This is a genomic window from Rhodopseudomonas boonkerdii, from assembly GCF_021184025.1.
GTDB classification, from domain to species: Bacteria; Pseudomonadota; Alphaproteobacteria; order Rhizobiales; family Xanthobacteraceae; genus Tardiphaga; species Tardiphaga boonkerdii.
This window is the reverse complement of the sequence record NZ_CP036537.1, coordinates 1004882-1026972: the sequence shown is the minus strand read 5'-3', so window position 1 is coordinate 1026972 and position 22091 is coordinate 1004882. Positions and strand designations below refer to the sequence as shown.

The 22091-nt window shown below is 61.8% G+C and carries 17 protein-coding genes; 4 read left to right on the top strand and 13 right to left on the bottom strand.

The window, feature by feature from the left end; all coding sequences use genetic code 11:
• The first annotated feature begins 29 nt into the window (after positions 1 to 29).
• Together secA and E0H22_RS04760 are read left to right on the top strand one after the other, a co-directional pair.
• Positions 30 to 2879, top strand: coding sequence for a preprotein translocase subunit SecA (gene secA, locus E0H22_RS04765; RefSeq protein ID WP_233024508.1), 2850 nt, complete (start codon positions 30 to 32; stop codon positions 2877 to 2879).
• 167 nt (positions 2880 to 3046) lie between these two features.
• Entirely contained in the window at positions 3047 to 3751 is a 705-nt protein-coding gene (locus tag E0H22_RS04760; protein WP_233024507.1) for an MgtC/SapB family protein, read from the top strand.
• Between the two features lie 12 nt (positions 3752 to 3763).
• On the opposite strand, the gene E0H22_RS04755 is transcribed toward E0H22_RS04760, so the two are convergent.
• Entirely contained in the window at positions 3764 to 5257 is a 1494-nt protein-coding gene (locus tag E0H22_RS04755; RefSeq protein WP_233024506.1) for a L,D-transpeptidase family protein, read from the bottom strand.
• Between the two features lie 393 nt (positions 5258 to 5650).
• Positions 5651 to 6298: a J domain-containing protein gene (locus E0H22_RS04750; RefSeq protein ID WP_233024505.1), complete on the bottom strand. Its 648-nt coding sequence runs from the start codon at positions 6296 to 6298 to the stop codon at positions 5651 to 5653.
• A gap of 147 nt (positions 6299 to 6445) precedes the next feature.
• On the opposite strand from E0H22_RS04750, the gene E0H22_RS04745 reads away from it, so the two are divergent.
• A complete protein-coding gene (locus E0H22_RS04745) occupies positions 6446 to 6715 on the top strand; it encodes a BolA family protein (protein WP_233024504.1) in 270 nt (89 codons plus the stop codon).
• A 54-nt stretch (positions 6716 to 6769) separates the two neighbouring features.
• On the opposite strand, the gene E0H22_RS04740 is transcribed toward E0H22_RS04745, so the two are convergent.
• From E0H22_RS04740 to E0H22_RS04700, 9 genes are all read right to left on the bottom strand, one after another.
• Positions 6770 to 7000, bottom strand: a complete 231-nt coding sequence (locus E0H22_RS04740) for a formate dehydrogenase subunit delta (protein ID WP_233024503.1) — start codon at positions 6998 to 7000, stop codon at positions 6770 to 6772.
• Positions 6969 to 7814 (bottom strand): formate dehydrogenase accessory sulfurtransferase FdhD, encoded by an 846-nt coding sequence (fdhD, locus tag E0H22_RS04735; RefSeq protein WP_233024502.1) that lies wholly within the window; start codon positions 7812 to 7814, stop codon positions 6969 to 6971. The genes E0H22_RS04740 and fdhD overlap by 32 nt, the downstream gene beginning before the upstream one ends.
• A gap of 3 nt (positions 7815 to 7817) precedes the next feature.
• On the bottom strand, positions 7818 to 10721 hold the full coding sequence (fdhF, locus tag E0H22_RS04730) for a formate dehydrogenase subunit alpha (RefSeq protein ID WP_233024501.1): 2904 nt from the start codon (positions 10719 to 10721) through the stop codon (positions 7818 to 7820).
• A 13-nt stretch (positions 10722 to 10734) separates the two neighbouring features.
• Positions 10735 to 12291, bottom strand: coding sequence for a formate dehydrogenase beta subunit (locus E0H22_RS04725; protein WP_233024500.1), 1557 nt, complete (start codon positions 12289 to 12291; stop codon positions 10735 to 10737).
• The gene (locus E0H22_RS04720; RefSeq protein WP_233024499.1) at positions 12288 to 12764 is read right to left on the bottom strand and encodes a formate dehydrogenase subunit gamma; all 477 of its coding nucleotides are present in this window, start codon (positions 12762 to 12764) and stop codon (positions 12288 to 12290) included. The genes E0H22_RS04725 and E0H22_RS04720 overlap by 4 nt, the downstream gene beginning before the upstream one ends.
• A 295-nt stretch (positions 12765 to 13059) precedes the next feature.
• On the bottom strand, positions 13060 to 13959 hold the full coding sequence (locus E0H22_RS04715; protein WP_233024498.1) for a LysR family transcriptional regulator: 900 nt from the start codon (positions 13957 to 13959) through the stop codon (positions 13060 to 13062).
• Between the two features lie 245 nt (positions 13960 to 14204).
• Positions 14205 to 14411 carry a hypothetical protein gene (locus E0H22_RS04710; protein ID WP_233024497.1) on the bottom strand — a complete coding sequence of 69 codons (207 nt, stop codon included), beginning with the start codon at positions 14409 to 14411 and terminating at the stop codon, positions 14205 to 14207.
• 496 nt (positions 14412 to 14907) lie between these two features.
• The gene (locus E0H22_RS04705; RefSeq protein ID WP_233024496.1) at positions 14908 to 16890 is read right to left on the bottom strand and encodes an O-linked N-acetylglucosamine transferase, SPINDLY family protein; all 1983 of its coding nucleotides are present in this window, start codon (positions 16888 to 16890) and stop codon (positions 14908 to 14910) included.
• Positions 16891 to 17116: 226 nt separating this feature from the next.
• Positions 17117 to 18622 carry a porin gene (locus E0H22_RS04700; RefSeq protein WP_233024495.1) on the bottom strand — a complete coding sequence of 502 codons (1506 nt, stop codon included), beginning with the start codon at positions 18620 to 18622 and terminating at the stop codon, positions 17117 to 17119.
• Positions 18623 to 19183: 561 nt separating this feature from the next.
• On the opposite strand from E0H22_RS04700, the gene E0H22_RS04695 reads away from it, so the two are divergent.
• Positions 19184 to 19525, top strand: coding sequence for a MarR family winged helix-turn-helix transcriptional regulator (locus E0H22_RS04695; protein WP_233024494.1), 342 nt, complete (start codon positions 19184 to 19186; stop codon positions 19523 to 19525).
• Here the strand turns inward: E0H22_RS04695 and E0H22_RS04690 are convergent.
• Positions 19522 to 20622, bottom strand: a complete 1101-nt coding sequence (locus tag E0H22_RS04690) for an alpha/beta hydrolase family protein (RefSeq protein WP_233024493.1) — start codon at positions 20620 to 20622, stop codon at positions 19522 to 19524. The genes E0H22_RS04695 and E0H22_RS04690 overlap by 4 nt on opposite strands.
• Positions 20623 to 20920: 298 nt before the next feature.
• The gene (locus E0H22_RS04685) at positions 20921 to 22084 is read right to left on the bottom strand and encodes a M20 family metallopeptidase (protein WP_233024492.1); all 1164 of its coding nucleotides are present in this window, start codon (positions 22082 to 22084) and stop codon (positions 20921 to 20923) included.
• Between the last annotated feature and the right edge of the window lie 7 nt (positions 22085 to 22091).

Sequence of the window (22091 nt, the reverse complement as noted above, 5' to 3'; positions counted from 1 at the left end):
GGGCCGCATCGAGAAGACAGGATTTCGTGATGATCGGCGCGCTCGCCCGCAAGCTCTTCGGCTCCGCCAACGACCGCCGCATCAAGACGTATCAATCGCGCGTCGCCGCCATCAATGCGATGGAAAGCGAAATCGCCGCGCTCTCCGACGAAGCGCTAAAGGCCCGCACCGACGAATTCAAGGCGCAGCTCGCCGCCGGCAAGACGCTCGACGATATCCTCGTGCCTGCCTTTGCCACGGTGCGCGAAGCGGCCAAGCGCACCCTCGGCCAGCGCCATTTCGACGTGCAGCTGATCGGCGGCATGGTGCTGCATGAAGGCGACATCGCCGAAATGAAGACCGGCGAAGGCAAGACCCTCGTCGCCACCCTCGCCGTCTATCTTAACGCGCTGGCCGGCAAGGGCGTGCATGTCGTCACCGTCAACGACTACCTCGCCAAGCGCGACTCGAGCTGGATGGGCCAGATCTACGGTTTCCTGGGCCTCACCACCGGCGTGATCGTGCACGGCCTCGACGATGCCGAGCGCCAGGCGGCCTATGCCTGCGACATCACCTACGGCACCAACAACGAATACGGCTTCGACTATCTGCGCGACAACATGAAGTACCGGCTCGAGGACATGGTCCAGCGCGGGCACAATTTTGCGATCGTCGACGAAGTCGACTCGATCCTGATCGACGAAGCGCGCACGCCGCTGATCATCTCCGGCCCGCTCGACGACCGTTCGGAATTCTACAACACCATCGACACCTTCCTGCCCTCGCTCGAGAAGAAGACCGATTTCGAAGTCGACGAGAAGCAGCGCACGGTGACGCTGACCGAAGCCGGTATGGAGAAGATCGAGACACTGCTGCGCGATGCCGGCCAGCTCAAGGGCGAGAACCTGTACGACGTCGAGAACGTCTCCGTCGTGCACCACGTCAATCAGGCGCTGCGCGCCCATTCGCTATTCACCCGTGACAAGGACTACATCGTCCGCAATGACGAGGTGATCATCATCGATGAATTTACCGGCCGCATGATGCAGGGCCGCCGTTACTCGGAAGGCCTGCACCAGGCGCTGGAAGCCAAGGAACATGTGACGGTCCAGCCGGAAAACCAGACGCTGGCCTCGATCACTTTCCAGAACTACTTCCGCATGTACGGCAAACTCGCCGGCATGACCGGTACGGCGCTGACCGAAGCGGACGAACTGTTCGACATCTACAAGCTCGAAGTCGTCGAGGTGCCGACCAATATCGGCATCAACCGTCTGGATGAAGACGACGAGGTCTATCGCACCCAGAACGAAAAGAACGCCGCGATCCTGGCCGAGATTCAGCGCGCCAATGCGCGGATGCAGCCGGTGCTGGTGGGTACGGCATCGATCGAGAAATCGGAAGTGCTGGCCGAATACCTGCTCAAGAACGGCTACAAGATGATCGACTTCGCCGATCCCAAGGGGATGGAGAAGCTCTATGCTGCTGCGCGCTCGGGCAAGCCGGCAAAGTTGTTCGCGGTGCTGAATGCGCGCTTCCATGAGCAGGAAGCTTACATCGTCGCCGAAGCCGGCGTGCCTGGCGCCATCACCATCGCCACCAACATGGCCGGCCGTGGCACCGACATCAAACTCGGCGGCTCGCTGGAAATGCGCACGCAGGTCGAGACCGCGGGCATCGAGGACGAAGCTGCGAAGGCGGCCAAGATCGCCGAGATCAAGGCCGAGATCGACAAGTTCCGCGAGGCCGTGCTGAACGCCAAGGAAACCGTCGAGATTGAGCCGGCGAAGGGCAACAAGCCCGCCAAGACCGTCGAGAAGCCGGGCGGGCTCTACATCATAGGCTCCGAACGCCATGAGTCGCGCCGCATCGACAACCAGCTGCGCGGCCGCTCCGGCCGACAGGGCGACCCCGGCCGCTCGAAGTTCTATCTGTCGCTGGAAGACGACCTGATGCGCATCTTCGGATCGGATCGGCTCGACACCATGCTGACCCGGCTCGGCCTGAAGGAAGGCGAGGCGATCATCCATCCGTGGATCAACAAGGCGCTGGAAAAGGCGCAGCAGAAGGTCGAGGCGCGCAACTTCGACATCCGCAAGAACCTGCTGAAATATGACGACGTGCAGAACGACCAGCGCAAGGTCATTTTCGAGCAGCGCATCGACCTGATGAAGAACGAAAGCGTTGCTGAGACCGTGGCTGACATGCGTCACGCCTTTATCGACGAACTCGTCTCCAAGCACGTGCCGGAAAACCAGTATGCCGAGCAGTGGGATGTCGCCGGCCTGAAGGAAGAGCTGAAGCGCGTGCTCGACCTCGATCTGCCCGTAGACGAATGGGCCAAGGAAGAAGGCATCGCGGATGAGGAAATCCTCAGCCGCGTCGAGCAGAAGGCCGACGAGCACATGGCGGCCAAGGTCGCCCAGTGGGGTCCCGACGTGATGCGTTACGTCGAGAAGACGATCCTGCTGCAAACCCTCGACCATCTGTGGCGCGAGCATCTGGTGATGCTGGACCACCTGCGCCAAGTGATCGGCCTGCGCGGCTATGGCCAGCGCGATCCGCTGCAGGAATACAAGGCAGAAGCATTCAACCTGTTCGAGGCCCTGATCTCGAACATGCGCGAGGCGGTCACGGCGCAGCTGATGCGCGTCGAGATCGTGCCGCCCGAACAGCAGCCCGAATTGCCTGTCATGGAAGCGCACAAGCTCAATCCGAACACGGGCGAGGACGAGATGGCCTTCGCAAACGTCGCGTTGGCGCCGTCAGGGGCGGCCGTCGTGCCGGCCGCGCAGCGCGATCCGAACAATCCGCAGACCTGGGGCAAGGTCGGACGCAACGAGGACTGCCCGTGCGGGTCAGGCAAGAAGTTCAAGCACTGCCACGGTCGGTATGCGTAAGGCATTGCCGCAGGGCGGATGAGGCGAAGCCGTAATCCGCCGCGGTGTTTCAATTATATGCTCGCCGGCGGATTACGCTTCGCTAATCCGTCCTACGGCTAAATCTGACGGAACTTGCCCCCGCTCCTCATCGTTGCCATCCTCGCGCACTCCGCGAGGAATTGCCGATGCTGTCCCACACCGAAATGATGATCCGCCTCGTCTCCGCGGCCGCGCTCGGCAGCCTGATCGGCTTCGAGCGCGAGCGGCTGCTGTGGGCCGCGGGCATCCGCACGCACATGCTCGTCTGTGTCGGCTCCTGTCTGGTCATGCTGGTCTCGCAATATGGCTTCACCCATATCCTCACGCAGGAACATGTGGTGCTCGATCCCTCGCGTATCGCGGCGCAGGTGGTGTCGGGAATCGGCTTTCTCGGCGCGGGGGCGATCCTCGTGCGCGGCGAGATCATCAAGGGACTGACAACGGCCGCGAGCATATGGACGGTGGCGGCGATCGGGCTCGCGGTCGGCGGCGGACTTTATCTCGCTGCCGGCGCGTCCACGGTGATTATCCTGATCATTCTCGCCGGCATGAAGCCGCTGGAGGAAGCCTATCGTTCCCGCAGCCAGACCTGCATGCTGAAGGTGGAAGTGGAGAACAATGCGCTGACGCCGGAGCTCCTGCGGGAAACGCTGACGCTGCGCGCCGGTCAGGTGAAACGCTTTCTCGTGGAGAGCCGCGATCCGCAGGGGATCGATGAACTCTCGATCCTGCTCAACAAAGTGTCGTCGCAGGATATTGCGACCTATCCGGCAAAGCTGCGGGAACTCGACGGCGTACGAAGCGTGACGGTGATCAAGCGTGTCGCGGATCGGCCGGCCAACCTGACCTGACCGCGTGCACGATCAGCGCATCGCCGAGAAGCGGCTGTCGAAGGAATTGCCCGAGATCACCGGCGCCGCGCCGGATAGGGAGGCACTGGCTGAGGCAACCGGCGCAGCAGGCTCGGCCGCAACCGTCGGCTTCAGCGGCGGACGGCCGGTCGCAGCGACAGCGGCCGAAGCGGGAGCAGCAGGCTTCGCTGCGGGTGCAGGCGCCGGACCGGACTTGCTGGCAACGGCAGACTTCGGCTTCGCCACGGGGACGGGCACGGCAACAGGGGCCGATGCCGCGGTTGCCGTCGTATCGTCACCGCCGATACCCACCTTCCGGGCGAGGCTGCTGAAGAAGCCGCTCTCCGACGAAGCGGCGGCAACGCGCGTCGTGGCCGGGGCCGCAGGCAAAGCCGTCTCATCCGACGACGCAAACATCGAGGCAGCGAACGACGGCGAAGCCGTTGCCATGGCCGTCGCCTTCGGCGGATTGACGTGAGGCGGGATGGTGCCAGGCGCACGCGTATAAGCGACGCTCTGCGAGCCCGGCAGATCCGGCTCCGACAGGCCGGTCGAGCCTTCGGGAATCTTGGAAGCGAAGATCCGGTTCATGCCGCCATCGATGTCCGGGCGGCGCTGCGCCATCGGCGTGCCCTTCGAGATCAGCTCCGCCGTCTTGGCATCGTCCGACGCCTCCTTCGCGCGAACGGCGTCGGCGATCTCGGCCGGCACTTCATAGACCGGGCATTTGGCTGAGGCGTTGAAGGTCAGCGGCCTGTTCGAGCCGGCAGGCGCAGCGGGATCGAACACGTAGCGCTGCTCGCAAAACTCAACCTTCGGCTCCTGCTTCGTCACTTCGAAATGATCATAGCCCTGCTTGATCATCTTCCAGAACGGCATGTTCGGATTGTTGCGATGACGCGCCATGTTCACCGGCGTCATGCGAAATGGATAGGCCTGCACCTGGAAGGCACGCTGGCCGCCGAAGAAGCTCTCGCGGCCGAACGAATAGATTTCCGAAATCTGCTCATCGGTCATGGCGTAGCAGCCGCGCGACGAGCAATCGCCATGCACCATCAATTGCGAGCCGGTGCGGCCGAGCGATTTATCGAACGCGTTCGGATAGCCCATGTTGAAGGAGAGATAGTAGGACGACTGCGGGTTCATCTGAGCCGGCGTAATCGCGTAGAAACCTTCCGGCGCCTGGCGGTCACCTTCCCTGATCTTCGGACCGAGGTCACCAGACCAACGGCAGATCGGATAGGTCTTCAGCAGCGCGAACTGGCCTGAGCGCGTCTGCTTCCAGACCTCGAGTTCGGCCTCCTGTTTGAACAGACGGATCAGCATCGGTGACTGCGGATCCATGTCCTTGGCCGCCATCTCGGCCAGCATCTTCTCCGGAATCGGCTTGTTCGCCTTGGCATTATTGGCCAGCGACATCTGCTCGCCGTTGCAGCCAGCCAACAGCGCACCGGCCGACAACACGGCCGAGGTGAGCAGCGCGCGAACGAGCGTGCGATTGATCAAGATGAAACTCCGCAGCCGGCTGAAACCGACACCCCAACGAATAAAGACAAATTTGTCCTTATTCATTTCGAAATATTAGCCTTAAGGCGCCCTGCTCGCAACACAACCACCCGTGAGGGCCCGGTTCCATTCGGGCGATGGTGAAAAGAGATTGAAGATTCGACGACGGGCGGAATTGCGGCGGAGGATCGACGGACGGAGCAGATGGTTAATTGGAAGTATGGGTGCGCCCGAGGCCACTTCCGCAGTCCCTCATGGTGAGGAGGCGCGCAGCGCCGTCTCGAACCATGAAATGGCATGGCCCGGCGCTCTTCGGCCATCCTTCGAGACGCCGCTACGCGGCTCCTTAGGATGACGGGCGGAATGGGTGGCGAGGCCACCCGAAGGCAGAGCCTAAGCCCGGATAACCGTCTTCAAGTAGTTGTAAGCCTTGATGACTTCGATCAGGCGATCTTCCGTGGAGCGGTCGCCACCGTTGGCGTCCGGGTGGTGCTGTTTGACCAGCGCCTTGTACTTGGCCTTGACGTCGTCCAGCGTCGCCTCGGCGGTCAGGCCCATGACCTGGAGCGCCTTGCGCTCGGCATTCATGACCTTGCGCGCTTCGGGCTTCGGCGCTTCCGCCTGAGCGCGGCGGCGACCACGGCCGAGGCCATTCATCTCATCGAACATGGAGAATGGATCGACGGCGCCGTCGAGATTGGCCGCGCCGGTCTTGCCTTTGCCCTTGGTGCCATTAGCGCCCATTTTCCAGGTCGGACGGTGGCCCGTCAGCGCGTCCTTCTGGTAACTGGCAACGGCATCCGGGGCCATGCCCTGGAAGAAGTTGTAGCCCTGATTGTATTCGCGGACGTGATTCAGGCAGAAATGCCAATATTCCTTGTCCTGCGCACGGCCCTTCGGCGCACGATGGGGGCCCTTGTTCTTGCATTCGGGCCACTCGCACATCACCGACGCCTCGCGGGCAGCGGCTTGCTGCTTCGCACTCAGCTTGTTCGGCTTGATACGGATGCTGTCGAAGAATTTGGATGAGTCGATGGGCATGGCTGACTTTGACTACGCAACGCACAAAGCTTCAAGTCTTGACATTCGGATTACCCTCACAGGCCCTCCACGAGGGAGATACCACCCCTGCCGGCCGACATGACATCACGATTGCGGCCCCCCGCCCGAGCGGCTAAGCCGGTCATCATGACCATGAAAGATAACATCACAAAGAAGCTGACGGAGGCTTTCTCGCCCCACAGCCTAACCGTGACCGATGAGTCGCATCTGCATGCCGGTCACATGGGCCACCGTCCCGAGGGTGAAACCCATTTCAGGGTCAATATTGTGTCGGAGGCCTTCGAAGGGAAGAGCCGGATCGACCGGCACCGGATGATCAATACCCTGCTGGCTGCGGAACTCGCCGGAACCGTGCATGCGCTCGCAGTGAAGGCACAGACGCCGGGGGAGGCCTAATATTCGTCATTCCGGGGGGCGCCACAGGCGCGAACCCGGAACGACGCAACAGCGTCACTTCTTCAGCGACGTGATCGCTTCCAGCACATTCGGCTTCAGCCCTGCCCCGCCATTGTCGATGTGCTCGAAGATCTTCTTCCGCATGCGCGGGTCCCAGAACTTCTTGATGTGCTCGGCGATGCCCGCCACGGCCTTGTCATGACCCTGGCTGTTGAAGAAGTCGCCGATCTGGTTGGCCATGTAGATCAGCCGGTCAGGCGACGAAGTGTGCACGTGGGTGTCCATTGTCTTGTCCCGAAACGCCCGCGGTGACGCGGTGCGGATGTGTGAAAACCTCGAAACCGTCGCTACGCGCGATCGCGGCGAGCGTGATGCCCGCAGCTTCGGCCAGACGGATGGCAAGCGCAGTGGGCGCGGAAACGGACACCATCAGTGGCGCACCGATGGCAGCGGTCTTCTGCACCATTTCGACGGAGACACGGCTGGTGAGCAGCACCATGCCCTGCCCTGTATCGATCCTGGCTTGCGCCAGCGAGCCCGCGAGCTTGTCGAGCGCATTGTGGCGACCGACATCCTCGCGCAGCGCGACGATACCGTGATCCGGCGTCCAGAATGCCGCCGCATGCACGGCGCGCGTCTCGATATTGATCTTCTGCAACGGCGCAAGCGCATCCACTGCCGTCATGATCTGACCGAAAGTGAATGAGCCACCCGCTCCGACCACCGCAGCTGGTTTTACCGCTTCGGTGATCGAGTCGATGCCGCACAATCCGCAGCCCGTCGGGCCTGCAATCTGCCGACGCCGCGCGCTGATGCTTTCTGCCTTGTCGGAGGATAGCCACATGCGCAGCTCGACACCATCGTCGAATTCGACGGCCTCGAAGCTTTCGATCTCGCCGATGTCTGCAACCACCCCCTCACTCAGGCTGAAGCCATAGGCGAAGTCCCGGTAATCCTGCGGCGTTCCCATCATGACGGCATAGGTCCCGCCGTTATAGGTGATCGCCAGCGCAGTCTCTTCAGGTACGGCGCGCAGCCCCTCGCTGACGCCGTGACGGCGCCAGACTTTTCGGGCAGCTTTGCGAACCGGCTCAAACATGGATTATTCGGCGGCCTCCAACGGCGCAATCCGGCGCGACTGGCGGGCCTGCTCCTCATATTCCTTCTGCCATTCCGACGGACCGTTCGAGGGCGAGATCTGCACCGCCGTCACCTTGTATTCCGGACAATTGGTGGCCCAGTCCGAGAACTCCGTGGTGATGACATTGGCCTGCGTGGTCGGGTGATGGAAGGTCGTATAGACCACGCCCGGCGCCACACGCTCGGTGATGAGCGCACGCAGGGTCGTCTCGCCGGCACGGCTCTGCAGCCGCACCCAGTCGCCATCGCGGATGCCGCGCTGTTCGGCATCGTGCGGATGCAGTTCGAGCCGATCTTCCTCGTGCCAGACGACGTTATCGGTGCGGCGGGTCTGCGCGCCAACATTGTACTGACTGAGAATGCGGCCGGTGGTGAGCAACAGCGGGAAGCGCGGACCGGTGCGCTCGTCCGTCGCTACATATTCGGTACGCATGAACTTGCCCTTGCCACGCACGAAGCCATCCATGTGCATGATCGGCGTGCCCAGCGGCTGCTTCTCGTTGCACGGCCACTGCACCGAACCTTCCTTTTCCAGCTTCTCGTAGGAGACGCCGGCGAAAGTCGGCGTCAACGCCGCGATCTCGTCCATGATCTGGGACGGATCGGTATAGTTCATCTCGAAGCCGAGCGCCTTGGCGAAGCCCAAGGTGACTTCCCAGTCTTCCATGCCGTTCTTCGGCGACATCACCTTGCGCACGCGCTGGATGCGACGTTCGGCGTTGGTGAAAGTGCCGTTCTTCTCCAGGAAGGTCGACCCCGGGAAGAACACGTGGGCGTAGTTGGCGGTCTCGTTGAGGAAGAGATCATGCACGATGACGCATTCCATCGACGACAGCGCCGCGACCACATGCGAGGTGTTAGGATCGGACTGCAGGATGTCTTCGCCTTGTACATAAAGGCCCATGAAGGTGCCTTCGGTAGCGGCGTCGAACATGTTGGGGATGCGCAGGCCCGGCTCCGGATTGAGCTTCACGTTCCACATCGCCTCAAACTGCTCGCGCACCGCATCACCGGCGATGTGGCGATAACCCGGCAGTTCGTGCGGGAACGAGCCCATGTCGCAGGAGCCCTGCACATTGTTCTGGCCGCGCAGCGGATTCACGCCGACGCCGGGACGGCCGATATTGCCGGTCGCCATGGCGAGATTGGCGATGGCGATGACCGTGGTCGAACCCTGGCTGTGTTCGGTGACGCCGAGGCCGTAATAGATCGCGCCATTGCCGCCGGTGGCATAGAGACGGGCGGCCGCACGCAGTTCCTTCGGATCGACCCCGGTCTGGACGGCGGTGGCTTCCGGGCTTCGCGAGGGTTCGGCAACAAAGCTCGCCCAGTCCTCGAACTCGCTCCAGTCGCAACGCTCACGCACGAAGGTCTCGTTGACCAAGCCTTCGGTGACGATGACATGCGCCATCGCCGTAAGCACGGCGACATTGGTGCCGGGCAGCAGCGGCAGATGGTGCTGAGCCTCGATATGCGCCGAGCGGACGATGTCGGTGCGGCGCGGATCGACCACGATCAGCTTGGCGCCCTGGCGCAGGCGCTTCTTCAGGCGCGAGGCGAACACCGGATGCCCATCGGTCGGATTGGCGCCGATGATGACAACCACATCAGTGTCTTCCACCGAGTCGAAATCCTGGGTGCCGGCGGAGGTGCCGAAGGTGGACGACAGGCCGTAGCCGGTCGGCGAATGGCAGACGCGGGCGCACGTATCGACATTGTTGTTGCCGAAGCCGGCGCGGATCAGCTTCTGCACCACATAGACTTCTTCGTTGGTGCAGCGTGACGAGGTGATGCCGCCGACAGCGTCTTTGCCATACTTGGCCTGGATGCCTTTGAACTTTGTGGCAGCAAAGTTGAACGCTTCGTCCCACGACACTTCGCGCCATGGCTCGGTGATCTTGTCGCGGATCATCGGATTGAGGATGCGCTCTTTGTGATTCGCATAGCCCCAGGCGAAGCGGCCTTTGACGCAGGAATGGCCGCGATTGGCCTTGCCGTCCTTATACGGCACCATGCGCACCAGCTCCTCGCCGCGCATTTCCGCCTTGAACGTGCAGCCAACGCCGCAATACGCGCAGGTAGTGACCTTGGAATGCTCGGGTTGACCGATCTCGATGACCGCTTTCTCGGTCAACGTCGCCGTCGGGCAGGCCTGCACGCAGGCGCCGCAGGAGACACATTCCGAACCGAGGAACGATTCGCTCATGCCCGGGGAGACGCGGCTGTCGAAGCCGCGGCCGGAGATGGTCAGCGCGAAGGTGCCCTGCACTTCCTCGCAGGCGCGGACGCAGCGCGAGCAGACGATGCACTTTGACGGATCATAGGTGAAATACGGGTTGGAATCGTCCTTCGCCATCCAGCGATCGTTTTCGCAGGCTTCCGGCGAATTGTGGGTGTGCTTGGGGCCGGACTTGGCGAACACATGGTTCTCGCCGTCATAGCCGTAGCGTACGTCGCGCAGGCCGACTGCGCCTGCCATGTCCTGCAATTCGCAGTCGCCATTGGCGGCACAGGTGAGGCAGTCGAGCGGGTGGTCGGAGATATAGAGCTCCATCACGCCCTTGCGCAGCGCCTTGAGCCGCGAGGTCTGCGTCTTGACGACGAGCCCTTCCATCGCCGGCGTAGTGCAGGACGCCGGCGTGCCGGCACGGCCCTCGATCTCGACCAGACACATGCGGCAGGAACCGAAGGCATCGACCATGTCGGTGGCGCAAAGTTTGGGGATCTGCGTGCCCATCTCCATGGCGGCACGCATGATCGAGGTGCCCTCGGGCACCGTGACGCTCTGCCCGTCGATGGTCAGCGTCACCATCTTCTCGGATTTGGACTTCGGAGTGCCGTAATCGATTTCGTGAACGAGCGACATGGTGTTGCTCCTCTTACTCGGCGGCCTGCAGGCGCGTGGGCGCCGGACCGAAATCTTCAGGGAAATGCTTGAGAACGCTCATCACCGGATATGGCGTGAAGCCGCCCAGCGCGCAGAGCGAGCCGAACTTCATAGTCTGCGACAAATCTTCCAGTACGGCGATATTTTCGGCCACGCGCTCGCCGCGGCGTATCCTGTCGATGGTCTCGACGCCGCGGGTGGAGCCAATGCGGCATGGGGTGCACTTGCCGCAGGATTCGATGGCGCAGAATTCCATGGCGAAACGCGCCTGCTTCGACATGTCGACGCTGTCGTCGAAGATGACGATTCCGCCATGGCCGATCAGGCCGTCGCGTTTGGCGAAGGCCTCATAGTCAAACGGCGTGTCGAACAACTCGCGAGGGAAATATGCGCCAAGCGGACCGCCGACCTGCACGGCTCTTACAGGCTTGCCGGTGAAAGTGCCGCCGCCGATGTCGTCGACGAGTTCACCGAGCGTGATGCCGAATGCGACTTCAAACAGGCCGCCGAACTTCACATTGCCGGCGAGCTGGATCGGCATGGTACCGCGCGAGCGGCCCATGCCGTAATCCGCATAAGCCTTGGCGCCATTGTCGAGGATGAACGGGATGGCCGCGAAGGATAGCACGTTGTTGATGACGGTCGGTTTGCCGAACAAGCCTCTGTGCGCCGGCAACGGCGGCTTGGCGCGAACGAGACCGCGGCGGCCCTCGAGCGACTCCAGCAGCGAGGTTTCCTCGCCGCAGACATAGGCGCCGGCGCCGACGCGAACTTCGAGGTCGAACGAATGGGCGGAGCCCTTGATCTTCTCACCGAGCCAGCCGGCACGCTTCGCAGCCTGAATGCCTGCATTCATCGCTTCGACGGCGTGCGGATACTCCGAACGGATATAGATATAGCCCTTGGTGGCGCCCACCGCGATGCCGGCGATCGTCATGCCTTCGATCACCACAAAGGGATCGCCTTCCATGATCATGCGGTCGGCAAAGGTGCCGCTGTCGCCCTCGTCCGCATTGCAGACGATGAATTTGCGATCGGCCGCAGTGTCGGCGACGGTCTTCCATTTGATGCCGGTGGGGAAACCGGCGCCGCCGCGGCCGCGCAGGCCGGAGGTAGTGACATCGGCGATGATGCCGGCACCATCCATCGTTAGCGCGCGGGTAAGACCCTTGTAGCCCCCATGCGCCTCGTAATCGGCAACCGAGCGCGGATCGACGACACCGCAGCGAATGAAGGTCAGGCGGGTCTGTTTCTTCAGCCAGGGGATCTCGTCGGCGATGCCGAGGCGCAGGTCATGCGGACCATCGGCGACCATCGCTTCGAGAACGGATGCGACATCCTTTTCCTCGACGGGGCCGAAGGCGACGCGGCCTTTCGACGTGACAACCTCGACCATCGGCTCGAGCCAGAGCAGACCGCGTGAACCATTGCGGACGATCTCGATGTCGAGCTGGCGGGCCGCAGCCTGGGCTTCGAAGGCGGTGACCAGTTCATCGGCCCCGACACAAACGGCGGCAGCATCGCGCGGGATGTAGACCTTGAGGGTCATCGCTGCGCCTCCGCGACCAGCGCATCCATGCGCTTCTCATCGAGGCGACCGACCAGTTTGCCATCGAGCATGGCCGATGGCGCGGTGGCGCAGAGACCGAGGCAATAGATCGGCTCCAGTGTGACGCGATCATCGGCGGTGGTGTGGCCGAGCTTCACACCCAGCGACTGCTCGGCCCGCGCAGCCAGCGCGTCGCCGCCGGCGGCCTGACAGGCCTCGGCGCGACAGATTTTCAGCACCCGTTTGCCAGCCGGCTCATGCCGGAAGTCGTGGTAAAAGGTGAAAACGCCATGAACTTCGGCGCGGGACAGATTCCGCGCCTGGGCAATCATCGGGATGGCAGGTTCCGGGACATAACCGAAAGCATCCTGAATTGCGTGCAGGATCACGATCACCCCGCCTTCCACATGGGAATGGCTCTCGATGATCTCGGTACAGCGCGCGGCGCTCCATGGTTCGTAGACAGCGTTCATCCCGGGTACTCGATCGCGTTATTGGTAGAAATGCGATTGGAATTGGAATCGATCCAAAGATCAATAAAGCTGTCTCATGCTGCGATACGGAATCTGTATCAAGCGATTGGCGGAATTGCCGTTTTGTCGCAGGCAGCGGGTACCGCCTGCTCCACCCTCGTCCTGACAAGCCGCACAGCGGCGTCCCGAAGGATGGCGCGAAATCCGAGCCAGGCCATCTCATGGTTCGAGACGCGCGCCAAGAGGCGCGCTCCTCACCATGAGGGGCGCGATCATGAGGGGCGGAGTTGAGGCCTCAGCTCTCCAGCGACGGCGCCACTTCGCGGGCGACCTGCACCAAAGCGGCCACCAGTGGGGTCATCGGATCACGTTGAGGTACGACGAGGCCGACGCCATAATTTACTACCGGGTCGACAATCGGGATCATCCGGACGGAGCCCGAAGCGGTGAGACCGAGCGTCTCAGCCAATTTGGCTGGCATCACGCTTGCCCAGCGGCCCGTTTTCACATGGGTGTAGAGCACGATGATCGAGTTCGAGGTCAGCGTGGGGCGTGCTTCGGCGCCAACCGATTTCAACGCCCGATCGATAATACGGCGGTTCTGCATGTCAGGCGTCAATAGACACAGCGGCACCTGGCCGACTTCCGCCCAGGTCACCTGCTTGCGGTCACCGAACATGCCATCGGGGGACGTCAGAAGGCGGTAGCTCTCTTTATAAAGCGGAATCGAACGCACCTTTCCGAGCGGCTCGTTCTCGATATAGGTCAGACCGGCGTCCACCTCGAGATTTTCGAGGAGGCCCAGCACCGCGGCCGAGGTACAGGACACGATGCGGAACTGAACATCCGGATGACGAGCCCGGAACGGCGTGGTCAGCGATGCCACCATGCCGAGCACGGTGGGGATCGCGGCGATCCGGATCTCGCCGGACAGACTGTCCTTGAGGCCGTTAATTTCCTGCTTCATGGCGCGGGCATCGCCGACAATACGGCGAGCCCAGTCGAGTGCACGCTCGCCTTCCGGCGTAAAGCCCTGGAAACGCGACCCGCGCTGGACCAGCATGACACCCAGCATGTCCTCAAGCTGCTTGAGGCTGGTGGACATGGTCGGCTGCGTCACGCCGCAGGCCTCCGCGGCGCGGCCGAAATGGCGCTCCTTGGCGAGCGACAACAATAATTCAAGCTTGTCGATCAAAAGCGTCTCGCTCCGGGCGCCAGAGGACTGGGGCCGGCACGCGGCTGCGTGTTTGGCTTACGGCCAATCCGTTCCCGCAATGAACATAGGGCGCAGACAGGCACCTCTGCAACTCGCGGCAGGCGGTGCAATGACGCAGGAAAGAGTGAGGCCCGACCGGATGGCCGAGCCTGCGACAATCATCGATGTGGGAATTTTGTTGCCGGCCTCGCCATCGGAACCGCCGATGGCGAGCGGCGAAAGGATCAACCGAGGCGGCTAATCTGCTCTTCGGTCACAACACGCTCGACATTGTCGGCTTTGCTGCGAATGCGGTAGCGGGCACGGCCATCGGCCTCGATCGGCAGGCGACCGGTGATGGTGTAAATCGCGCGCTCACGGGCACCGGTGCGGCCCTGCGGACCCTGCAGCTGGTGGTGGACGTCTTCATTGATTGCGTAGTTATGCGCCATAATTCATACTCTCCACGATGTGCGCTTTTTAGCCACAACAATTCCAAAAATCAAGAATTCATGAGCAATTTCTGCCAGATAGCCGGGCAGGACTGCTATGCGCGAGCAACCAAACCGCCATAATCTTGAGGCGGATGCGACGGAATTAAGCGCCTGTTGCCGCCTCTCCCAGCAGCAATTCCATTGCATTTTGAGGAGGTTGACTGATTCGGTCACTGCTGGGGAGCGGCAAAACATACGTTAACAAGCCGTGAAGGCCGGCCATAAAAAGGCTTACCTTACTACCGTACAAACCGAAATTTTGACTCGCAGACCAGACACCGAAAAGCCACCGGCGGGGCATCGCCGGTGGCTTCGGAGGTCTACATAAAGTTCGCGGCCTTCGAAAAGGCAGGGCCGTGAAAGAGATCGCGGCTGCGCAAGAAAAAGATTACATGAGCCAGATCGTTGAGCGCAATACCTGATCTACTCAGATAATCATTTTTATCGTTGCGGGTTACGGTGTTACCGCAAAATGCTGCGGCGCCAATCCGGCCAATCGACGCCCTTGCATGGTCTGGAACGCTGCTTCGATGTCACGGGCCATACGGCGCGTATCGAACAACGGTTTTGTCGAACGGCTCAGGACCAGTTTCTCGCGAATCGCCTCGAGCTGCCGGGGATATCGGGCCAGTTCGATTGCGCGGCGCTCTAAATCACTGCTGTCACGGGTGATCAGTTCCGGCAGGTCGAGCGCGCGGAGCAGACTCGCCGCCACACGACCCGCGAATGTCGTTCCTTCGCAGGTCAGCAGCGGCAATCCCGCCCACAGCGCGTCGCTCGCAGTCGTATGCGCATTGTAAGGCAGCGTATCCAGAAACAGGTCGGCACAACGATGCCGGGCCAGGTGTTCTGCGGGCGGCAACCGTTTGGCGAACACGAGCCGTGCTGGATCGACACCGCGCGCCGCAGCCTCGCGGCGGAGATTGGCAACTGCGGTCTCGCTGTCATCGAGCAGCCAGAGCACGCTTCCATCGACAGCATCGAGAATCCGCATCCAGACGTCGAAGACTTCAGGCGTGATCTTGTAGGCATTGTTGAAACAACAGAACACGACGCCATCCAGGGGCAGACGACAGTCGTCGCGCGTAAGGCCCTGCGCGGCGATCTCGCGACGATCGTCATTGGCCTGATAGCAATGCGGCAGCCAGACGACCTTCTCGCTGTAGAAGCGGCGATGTTCGGCCGGCAGCACATGCGGATCGGCGATGATGTAATCCATGAAGCCGGCGCCGAGGGTGCCGGGAAAGCCGAGATAATTGACCTGAACTGGCGCCGCGCGGCGGGCGAACACGCCATTGCGCTGGGCGCCGAAATAGCCGTTGAGATTGACGAGGATGTCGATGTTTTCGGCGCGGACGGCTGCTGTCGCTTCTACATCGCCCATCGCTGAAATATCGACGATGCGGCTTACCGCATCATTGATACGCCGCCGTGTCGGCCCACCGTCATCGAAACCGTTATCGAAGGCCACGATTTCAAAGTTGTTCTTATCGTGCTGCTCGAGGACCCCCACGAGTAGTAATGACGTCGCCTGCTCGCGGAATTCGCCGGAGAGATAGCCGACACGAATCTTGCCGTTTGGCGCGGTGGGCCTGATGTTTTTCGTAGTCGGTGCTTTGCCGAACTGCGCAGCATTGGCGAGTTCTGCGCAGCGCTGCAGGCTGGCTTCCGATTTCGCGATCCCTTGCCAGCCGAACGGCTCTGCCGCGAGTTTTCCGGCAACGAGATCGGCCTCGATCTCGCTGACAAGATCGCCGATGCCAGCCCAATCGCAGACCAGCATCTTCTGATGCAGAAGATTGCCTTTCACGAGAGGCAATTCGGGATTCAGCGTGCGGACACGCTCGTAAGCGGCAACAGCTTCCACAGGCCGGCGCAACCTTGCGAAAATGAAACCGCGACCGAACCACGCCTCGGCCATATCAGGCTGCAAAGCGAGGGCAGCATCGCTGGCAGCGAGCGCCTCTTCAAATCGCTTCAGCTCGGCAAGCGACTTGCTGCGATTGAAGTGAGCGGCGGCGTGGCGCGGGCTGAGGGTCAGGGCGCGGTCGAAATCTGCGAGAGCCGCGGTGTAGTCGCCGATATCGTTGAAGACCGTTCCGCGATTGTTGAGTGTCTCGGCATTGGCTTGGTTGAGCGCCAGCGACTCGGTGAAGCGCTGCAATGCCTCGTCGGGCCGGTTCAACGCCTTCAGCACCAAACCGTAATTATAGAGCGTCACATCCGATCGCGGTTGCAGCCGAAGCGCGGCCTTCAGATATGGCTCGGCCTCCACGTACCGTTTGAGTGTCACGAGCACGACCGCCAGCACGTTCAGAGCGCCGACATGGTCGGGCGCCTTGCGCAGGATACGGCGAAGATCGCGCTCCGCGTCGCCCATCTTACCCTGCTGGAACGCGGCGAAAGCGCTTTGGAAGAGATCGGTCGGCGGCGCCATGACGTGCGGGACTTCAGATCGAAACACGGAGACAACGGGTCGAAGCCGGTATAGCCGCCAGTCGTACTATCGTCGAGGACAGCGGCGAGACCCTGCGTCGCGGGACAGCCGAACGATCAGGCCTGGCCAGCTCCGGAAGGCCCCTGCAAGCCAGAAGCAAAAACCCCCGGCGGTTTCCCGCCGGGGGTTTCTGTTTCAGATATCGATCGCCCTGAGGCGGTCGGTATTAGAACGAGCGCAGGATCTGCACCGAACCGTTGTAGGCGTTCTGGTTGCTGAGGGTGTAGCCACCAACCGGAGTCGCACGACCGGTCACCGGACCGGTGTAGGTGCCGTTCAGGTTCTGCTCGATGCGGCTATAGGTGAACTGAGCCGACAGGGTCAGGTTCTGAACCGGAGTCCAGGCGGTACGGGTACCGATCTGGGCCAGGCCGAGGTCGAAGTTGCCAGTCGTGCCGGGAGACAGAACACCACCCGTGTTGTTGCGGCCAGCCTGGAACGCGGCGAGCATGAGCGCGTTGCCGTCGCCGTAGGAGATGTGGCTGTAGTTACCGAACACCGAGGTGCGCCATGCCGGATTCCAGTAGTGCTCGTAGAATGCACTGACCTGCCAGGCTTCGCTCTGGATGATCTGGCCGTTGTTCTGGTAGACGCCGTCGAGCACATAGCCGAAGCCAATGCTGTTAGCGTTAGCCTTGGCGTAACGACCGCCACCGATAGTATCGGTGGTGCCACCGAAGATGTACTTGGCAGCGCCCTTCGCATACGAAGCTTCGAGCTTCAAGGTATCGCCTGCGCCGGTTGGCAGGTTCTTGAACTCGACAGCACCCGTCACAGCGAAGCCGTAGGAGTCATCGGCATGGCCGAGGCTGGCATTGCCCGCCGCGCCAGCAGCGGTGGCGTAGAAGGTCGGGGTGATGGCGTGCATCGCCGCACCGAAGTGCAGGGTGCCCCATGCCTGGTCGAGGCGGAGGTTACCGACAACGTCCGGAATGTGGTTGCCGCCATAGGCGTTACCAGCGAAGTTGTTCGACACCGTGCCGTAGCCCGGAGCGGTCGCACCGAACGGACCGATGATCTGCGTATCAGTGTTCCAGAGACCGGCGTTGCGATAGGGCGAAGCGTTTTCGAGCGAGATGGTGCCCGACACGCCGTTACCGAACGAAGCGGTGTAGGCGATCTGCGGGATACCGGTCGCGTTGTTCGAACCGGCGTTGAAGCCCGACGAGATGTACGGCTTCGAGAGCGCCCACTGCGGATCGAACTGCGATACGGCCTTACCGAAGGTGAAGCCGGCGAACTGGATGAAGGCGTAGTCGACTTCGGTGTAACCACCGGCAATCGATTCACGGTTCTGCAGGAAGTCGAACTGGATGTTCGCATAGGTGCGGACCACGCCGTATTCAGTCGCGGTGCGGGTGTCCGTGGTCAGGTTGATACGCTCACGGGTCACGAAGTAGTCCTGCGTGAACGCGCCAGCACCGCCAGCGCCGCCCTGCCAGAACGGAACGTCGTAGGTGCTACCACCGAAAGCGGTGTCCAAACGAATCGCGCCGCCGATCTTGATGCAGGTGTCGGTGCCCGGGATGTAATAGAAGCCTGCGCCGTAAAGCGAGCAGACCTTCACATATTCAACGGCCTTGGCCTTGACCGGAAGGTCAGCTGCCTGGGCGCCGCCGATGGCGATCAGACCCGCCGCAGAGCCGAGAACGAGGCTCTTAAGTTTCGTCATGTTAAACCTCCAAGTTGCTAATCGGGAAGGTTCCGGATCCGCCAGACTTGAGCCCGAAGGCTAAGCCCGATGGTTGGTTCCCCCATTCCCCAAACCAACCGCCGGAGTGCTTCGCGCTTTCGGAAACCCGCATCACGCGAGGCACTCAAGCGAACCACTTCAACGGGACGATCACGGGTTTGCCCCATCGCCGCCACAGAGAATGCCTTCGCAATTCTTAGAAGCAAAATACTTTATGTACTCAGGTAACTTTATCGCGATGCAGTGTGGTATCTGCGCCACACGCCCCAACCCGCAATTGCGGCGCACAATTATTTGATCCAGTTATGTATTCTACAAAATTCCCCGCTATGGGAATGCTGAGACGACGAGAAGCACACGGACCCGATGGCCTTCCCCTTGAGCAAGAGCAAGCCCGCAGACAACGACGAAAACGGCAGGAATCAGGAGGCTGTCCGGCAATTTCTCTGGGACATTGCATCGATCAATGTCCACCTGGAGGAGATTCGGCATTTCTGGGCCAAGGAGCTCGGCATCAGCGGTCCGCAATGGATGATTCTGATGGCGGTGGGCGATCTCGATTCCGGCAATGGCGTGCCGGTGAAAGACGTCTCGGCCATGCTGCATGTGGACCCGTCTTTTGTCACCACCCAGTCCAAGATGCTCGAGAAGAATGGCTTCATGCGCCGGGTTCCGTCCCGGCAGGATGCCCGGGTGGTGCTGATGTCGCTGTCGGACAAGGCCAGCAAGAAGATTGCCATGCTGGCGTCGCGGCGCGATTCGCTGAGCGATTTCGTGCTGGCGGATTTCGATCACAAGGCCTTGCTGGACATCATGTCCCAGCTGGGCAAGCTGAAAGCCCGCCTGCAGAAGGCGGCGGTGATGCTGGCGGTAGAAAGCTAACGTGTCCGGGCCAGACGGTCGGCGATCCAGTCGAAGATGAATTCGTTGGCGACGGTCGGGTTGTCACGCTGGGCATGCGAGGCCGCCGTCTCGGCAGCGGAGAAAACCTTGAGCTCAACGTCGCATCCGCCCGCCGCAAGAGCCTCGCAACATTTCCTGACATGGCCCGCATCCAGCCAGTCGCGCTCGCCGAGCGGGACCAGCATCGGGCATGCAATCCGGGTGGCGATACTGCTGCTGCTGCAAAGCCGGACGACGTCATCGCCGAATTGGTCGGAGGTCGACTCCGCGCCATAGATGCGTGAGGCGAGAAACGCCCGTTCGTGCTGGTCCCAGATACCCGCGTCGCATACGGCTGCAGCAAAGCGCGGATCGAAGCTGGCGCCGCGGGTGGCGATCGGAGCGCCGAGACCATCGCCGAGAATCACGATCTTGCGTGCATTGACCTCGCGCCGCGTCTCCAGGAGGTCGATCCAGCCACTGATCGCCGTCTCGATGTCGTAACGACCGAACCCCTCGTCGAGGCTGCGCCGATGGCCCTGACCGGGAAGGTCGATCAGCAACAGCGCCATGCCGCGCTCATGGGCGTAGCGCGGCATCCGGCACAGATGTTCTTCCTTGTATTGGTCCGGACCGCCCACACAGACCACCACCGGCACCTTACGGCCAGCCCGCCCCGCCGGCGGCAGAAAATAACCCTGCAGGGCGCCCTCGTTACCCCAGGCGATCTCGACGACCTCACCTGCCGGCGTCGAGTTCTGCAGATAGAGGCGGGAACAGGCCATCATCTGAGCGATCGCCGCCCCCTGGCGGGCATCGTCGATGCCCATGAAGGCCTGTGCCGTGCGATAATAATTCGCCGCCCGCAGCCAGTTGCTCAATGCGGTCGGGATATGGCCACGCGCCCGGGCGATATCCCCGCGCGACTTGTTGAGATCCGCAGCTTTCTTCCACTGCCCGTACCAGCTCTCCTCACAAGCGGGATTGATCCCGCTTGCAGCCAGCATGCATTCCGAGACGGTGCTTCCGCCATCCTGCGCAGCGCCGAGCAGACGCCGGAACTGGAGCGAGTAATCCTCATTCGCGGGCCATTGCATCCAACCGCGCGAATCGAAAGACGGGAGCAACTCCTCAGATGCGATATGCGTCATTTCCCCGGTGTCGTTGTCTGTACGCATCGGCTCGGTGCCAATGTGTGGCGGCGCTCTGGCCGGTTTGGAAGGAGTGCGCGTTGCTTCTGCGGCAACTGCGCGGCGAGGACGCTAGCCCAGTTCTGGCAGAGCGCAAGGCAGATGTGACACTTTTTTGACAAAGCCTCGCGGCCTAGCGACGCGGATGATGGTTGATCTGGCGAAATAAGCAACCCCTGAGCGAGACATCGACGCAGCAAGTACACTAGATCTGCGACCGCAGGATCGCACGCGCCAGCGTCTGCGCGCGCGGAACGATACTGTCGATATCGAGCCATTCGAGATCGGTATGGACATTGCCCCCCACCGGACCCAGACCGCACAGGGTCGGCGTGCCGACGCTGGCGGTAAACCCGGAATCCGCGCACCCGCCAGCGAATTCGCCGTCCAGGGTCGCAAGGCCGGAATCGACGGCGGCAGCCTGATAGGTCCGGAACATCGCCTTCGCTGCGGCGTCCTGGACGAGCGGCAGAAACTCGCCATCCACATGCAGTTTCGCCGTCGTCCCCGGAACCGTCGATGTTGCGATAATGGTCTCGATTGCGCTCATGATCACAGCGCGATCGGCAGGTTCGACGTAGCGAAAATCGATCTCCCCCGCGGCATAGGGCGCGGTGGTGTTGACCGACTGGCCGCCGGAGATCAGGCCGACATTCAGCGTGATGCCCTTGTCCATGTCGGTGAGCGCGTGAATCTGCAAGACCTTATGCGCGAGTTCACCGATAGCGCTGACACCGACAGAAAAGTTGTTGCCGGAATGCGCAGCCTTGCCGAACACCTCGAAGCGCATGAAGACGCCACCCTTGCGGCCGGTGACGATATTACCAGACGGACGGCCTGGCTCTGAATTATAGACAGCGCGAGCCGCGCGGCCTTCGCGCTCGATGATCGGGCGGGACGCACGCGAGGCAATTTCCTCGTCGCCGGTGATCAGCACCTTGATGGGATGCGGCGCGGCCTCGAACTTGTTCAACGCCGCAGCAACGAAGACGTTGATGACGACGCCGGCTTTCATATCGGCAACGCCGGGACCGTAAGCCTTGTTGTCCTTGATGGTAAATGGGCGCTTTTCGACTTCCCCCTTTGGAAACACGGTGTCGCGATGGCCGAGCAACAGGATCGGCTTCTCGTTGCTGCCAGGCTTGGTAACGACGGCGTGGACGGCATCACCATACACATCGTTCGGCTCGCGCCAGGTTTCGATGTCGTGTTCCGCAAAATACTGCTGGAATCGCTCGCCAACCGCATCGACGCCGGCCTTGTCATACGAGCCTGAATCGATGTTCACGACATCGCGCAGGAGATCGATCATGGCTTGCCGCTGCGAGGCAAGCCACTCGACGATCAGTGCTTCAGTGTTGCTCGACATCGCGAAT

Bases quoted from the DNA above. Each gene is read 5' to 3' on its own strand.
- fdhF (WP_233024501.1), bottom strand. From the start codon at position 10,721: ATGTCGCTCGTTCACGAAATCGATTACGGCACTCCGAAGTCCAAATCC.
- E0H22_RS04745 (WP_233024504.1), top strand. From the start codon at position 6,446: ATGACCATGAAAGATAACATCACAAAGAAGCTGACGGAGGCTTTCTCG.
- E0H22_RS04760 (WP_233024507.1), top strand. From the start codon at position 3,047: ATGCTGTCCCACACCGAAATGATGATCCGCCTCGTCTCCGCGGCCGCG.
- E0H22_RS04725 (WP_233024500.1), bottom strand. From the start codon at position 12,291: ATGACCCTCAAGGTCTACATCCCGCGCGATGCTGCCGCCGTTTGTGTC.
- secA (WP_233024508.1), top strand. From the start codon at position 30: ATGATCGGCGCGCTCGCCCGCAAGCTCTTCGGCTCCGCCAACGACCGC.
- E0H22_RS04690 (WP_233024493.1), bottom strand. From the start codon at position 20,622: ATGCAATGGCCCGCGAATGAGGATTACTCGCTCCAGTTCCGGCGTCTG.
- E0H22_RS04685 (WP_233024492.1), bottom strand. From the start codon at position 22,084: ATGTCGAGCAACACTGAAGCACTGATCGTCGAGTGGCTTGCCTCGCAG.
- E0H22_RS04720 (WP_233024499.1), bottom strand. From the start codon at position 12,764: ATGAACGCTGTCTACGAACCATGGAGCGCCGCGCGCTGTACCGAGATC.
- E0H22_RS04750 (WP_233024505.1), bottom strand. From the start codon at position 6,298: ATGCCCATCGACTCATCCAAATTCTTCGACAGCATCCGTATCAAGCCG.
- E0H22_RS04710 (WP_233024497.1), bottom strand. From the start codon at position 14,411: ATGGCGCATAACTACGCAATCAATGAAGACGTCCACCACCAGCTGCAG.
- E0H22_RS04695 (WP_233024494.1), top strand. From the start codon at position 19,184: ATGGCGGTGGGCGATCTCGATTCCGGCAATGGCGTGCCGGTGAAAGAC.
- fdhD (WP_233024502.1), bottom strand. From the start codon at position 7,814: ATGTTTGAGCCGGTTCGCAAAGCTGCCCGAAAAGTCTGGCGCCGTCAC.
- E0H22_RS04705 (WP_233024496.1), bottom strand. From the start codon at position 16,890: ATGGCGCCGCCGACCGATCTCTTCCAAAGCGCTTTCGCCGCGTTCCAG.
- E0H22_RS04700 (WP_233024495.1), bottom strand. From the start codon at position 18,622: ATGACGAAACTTAAGAGCCTCGTTCTCGGCTCTGCGGCGGGTCTGATC.
- E0H22_RS04740 (WP_233024503.1), bottom strand. From the start codon at position 7,000: ATGGACACCCACGTGCACACTTCGTCGCCTGACCGGCTGATCTACATG.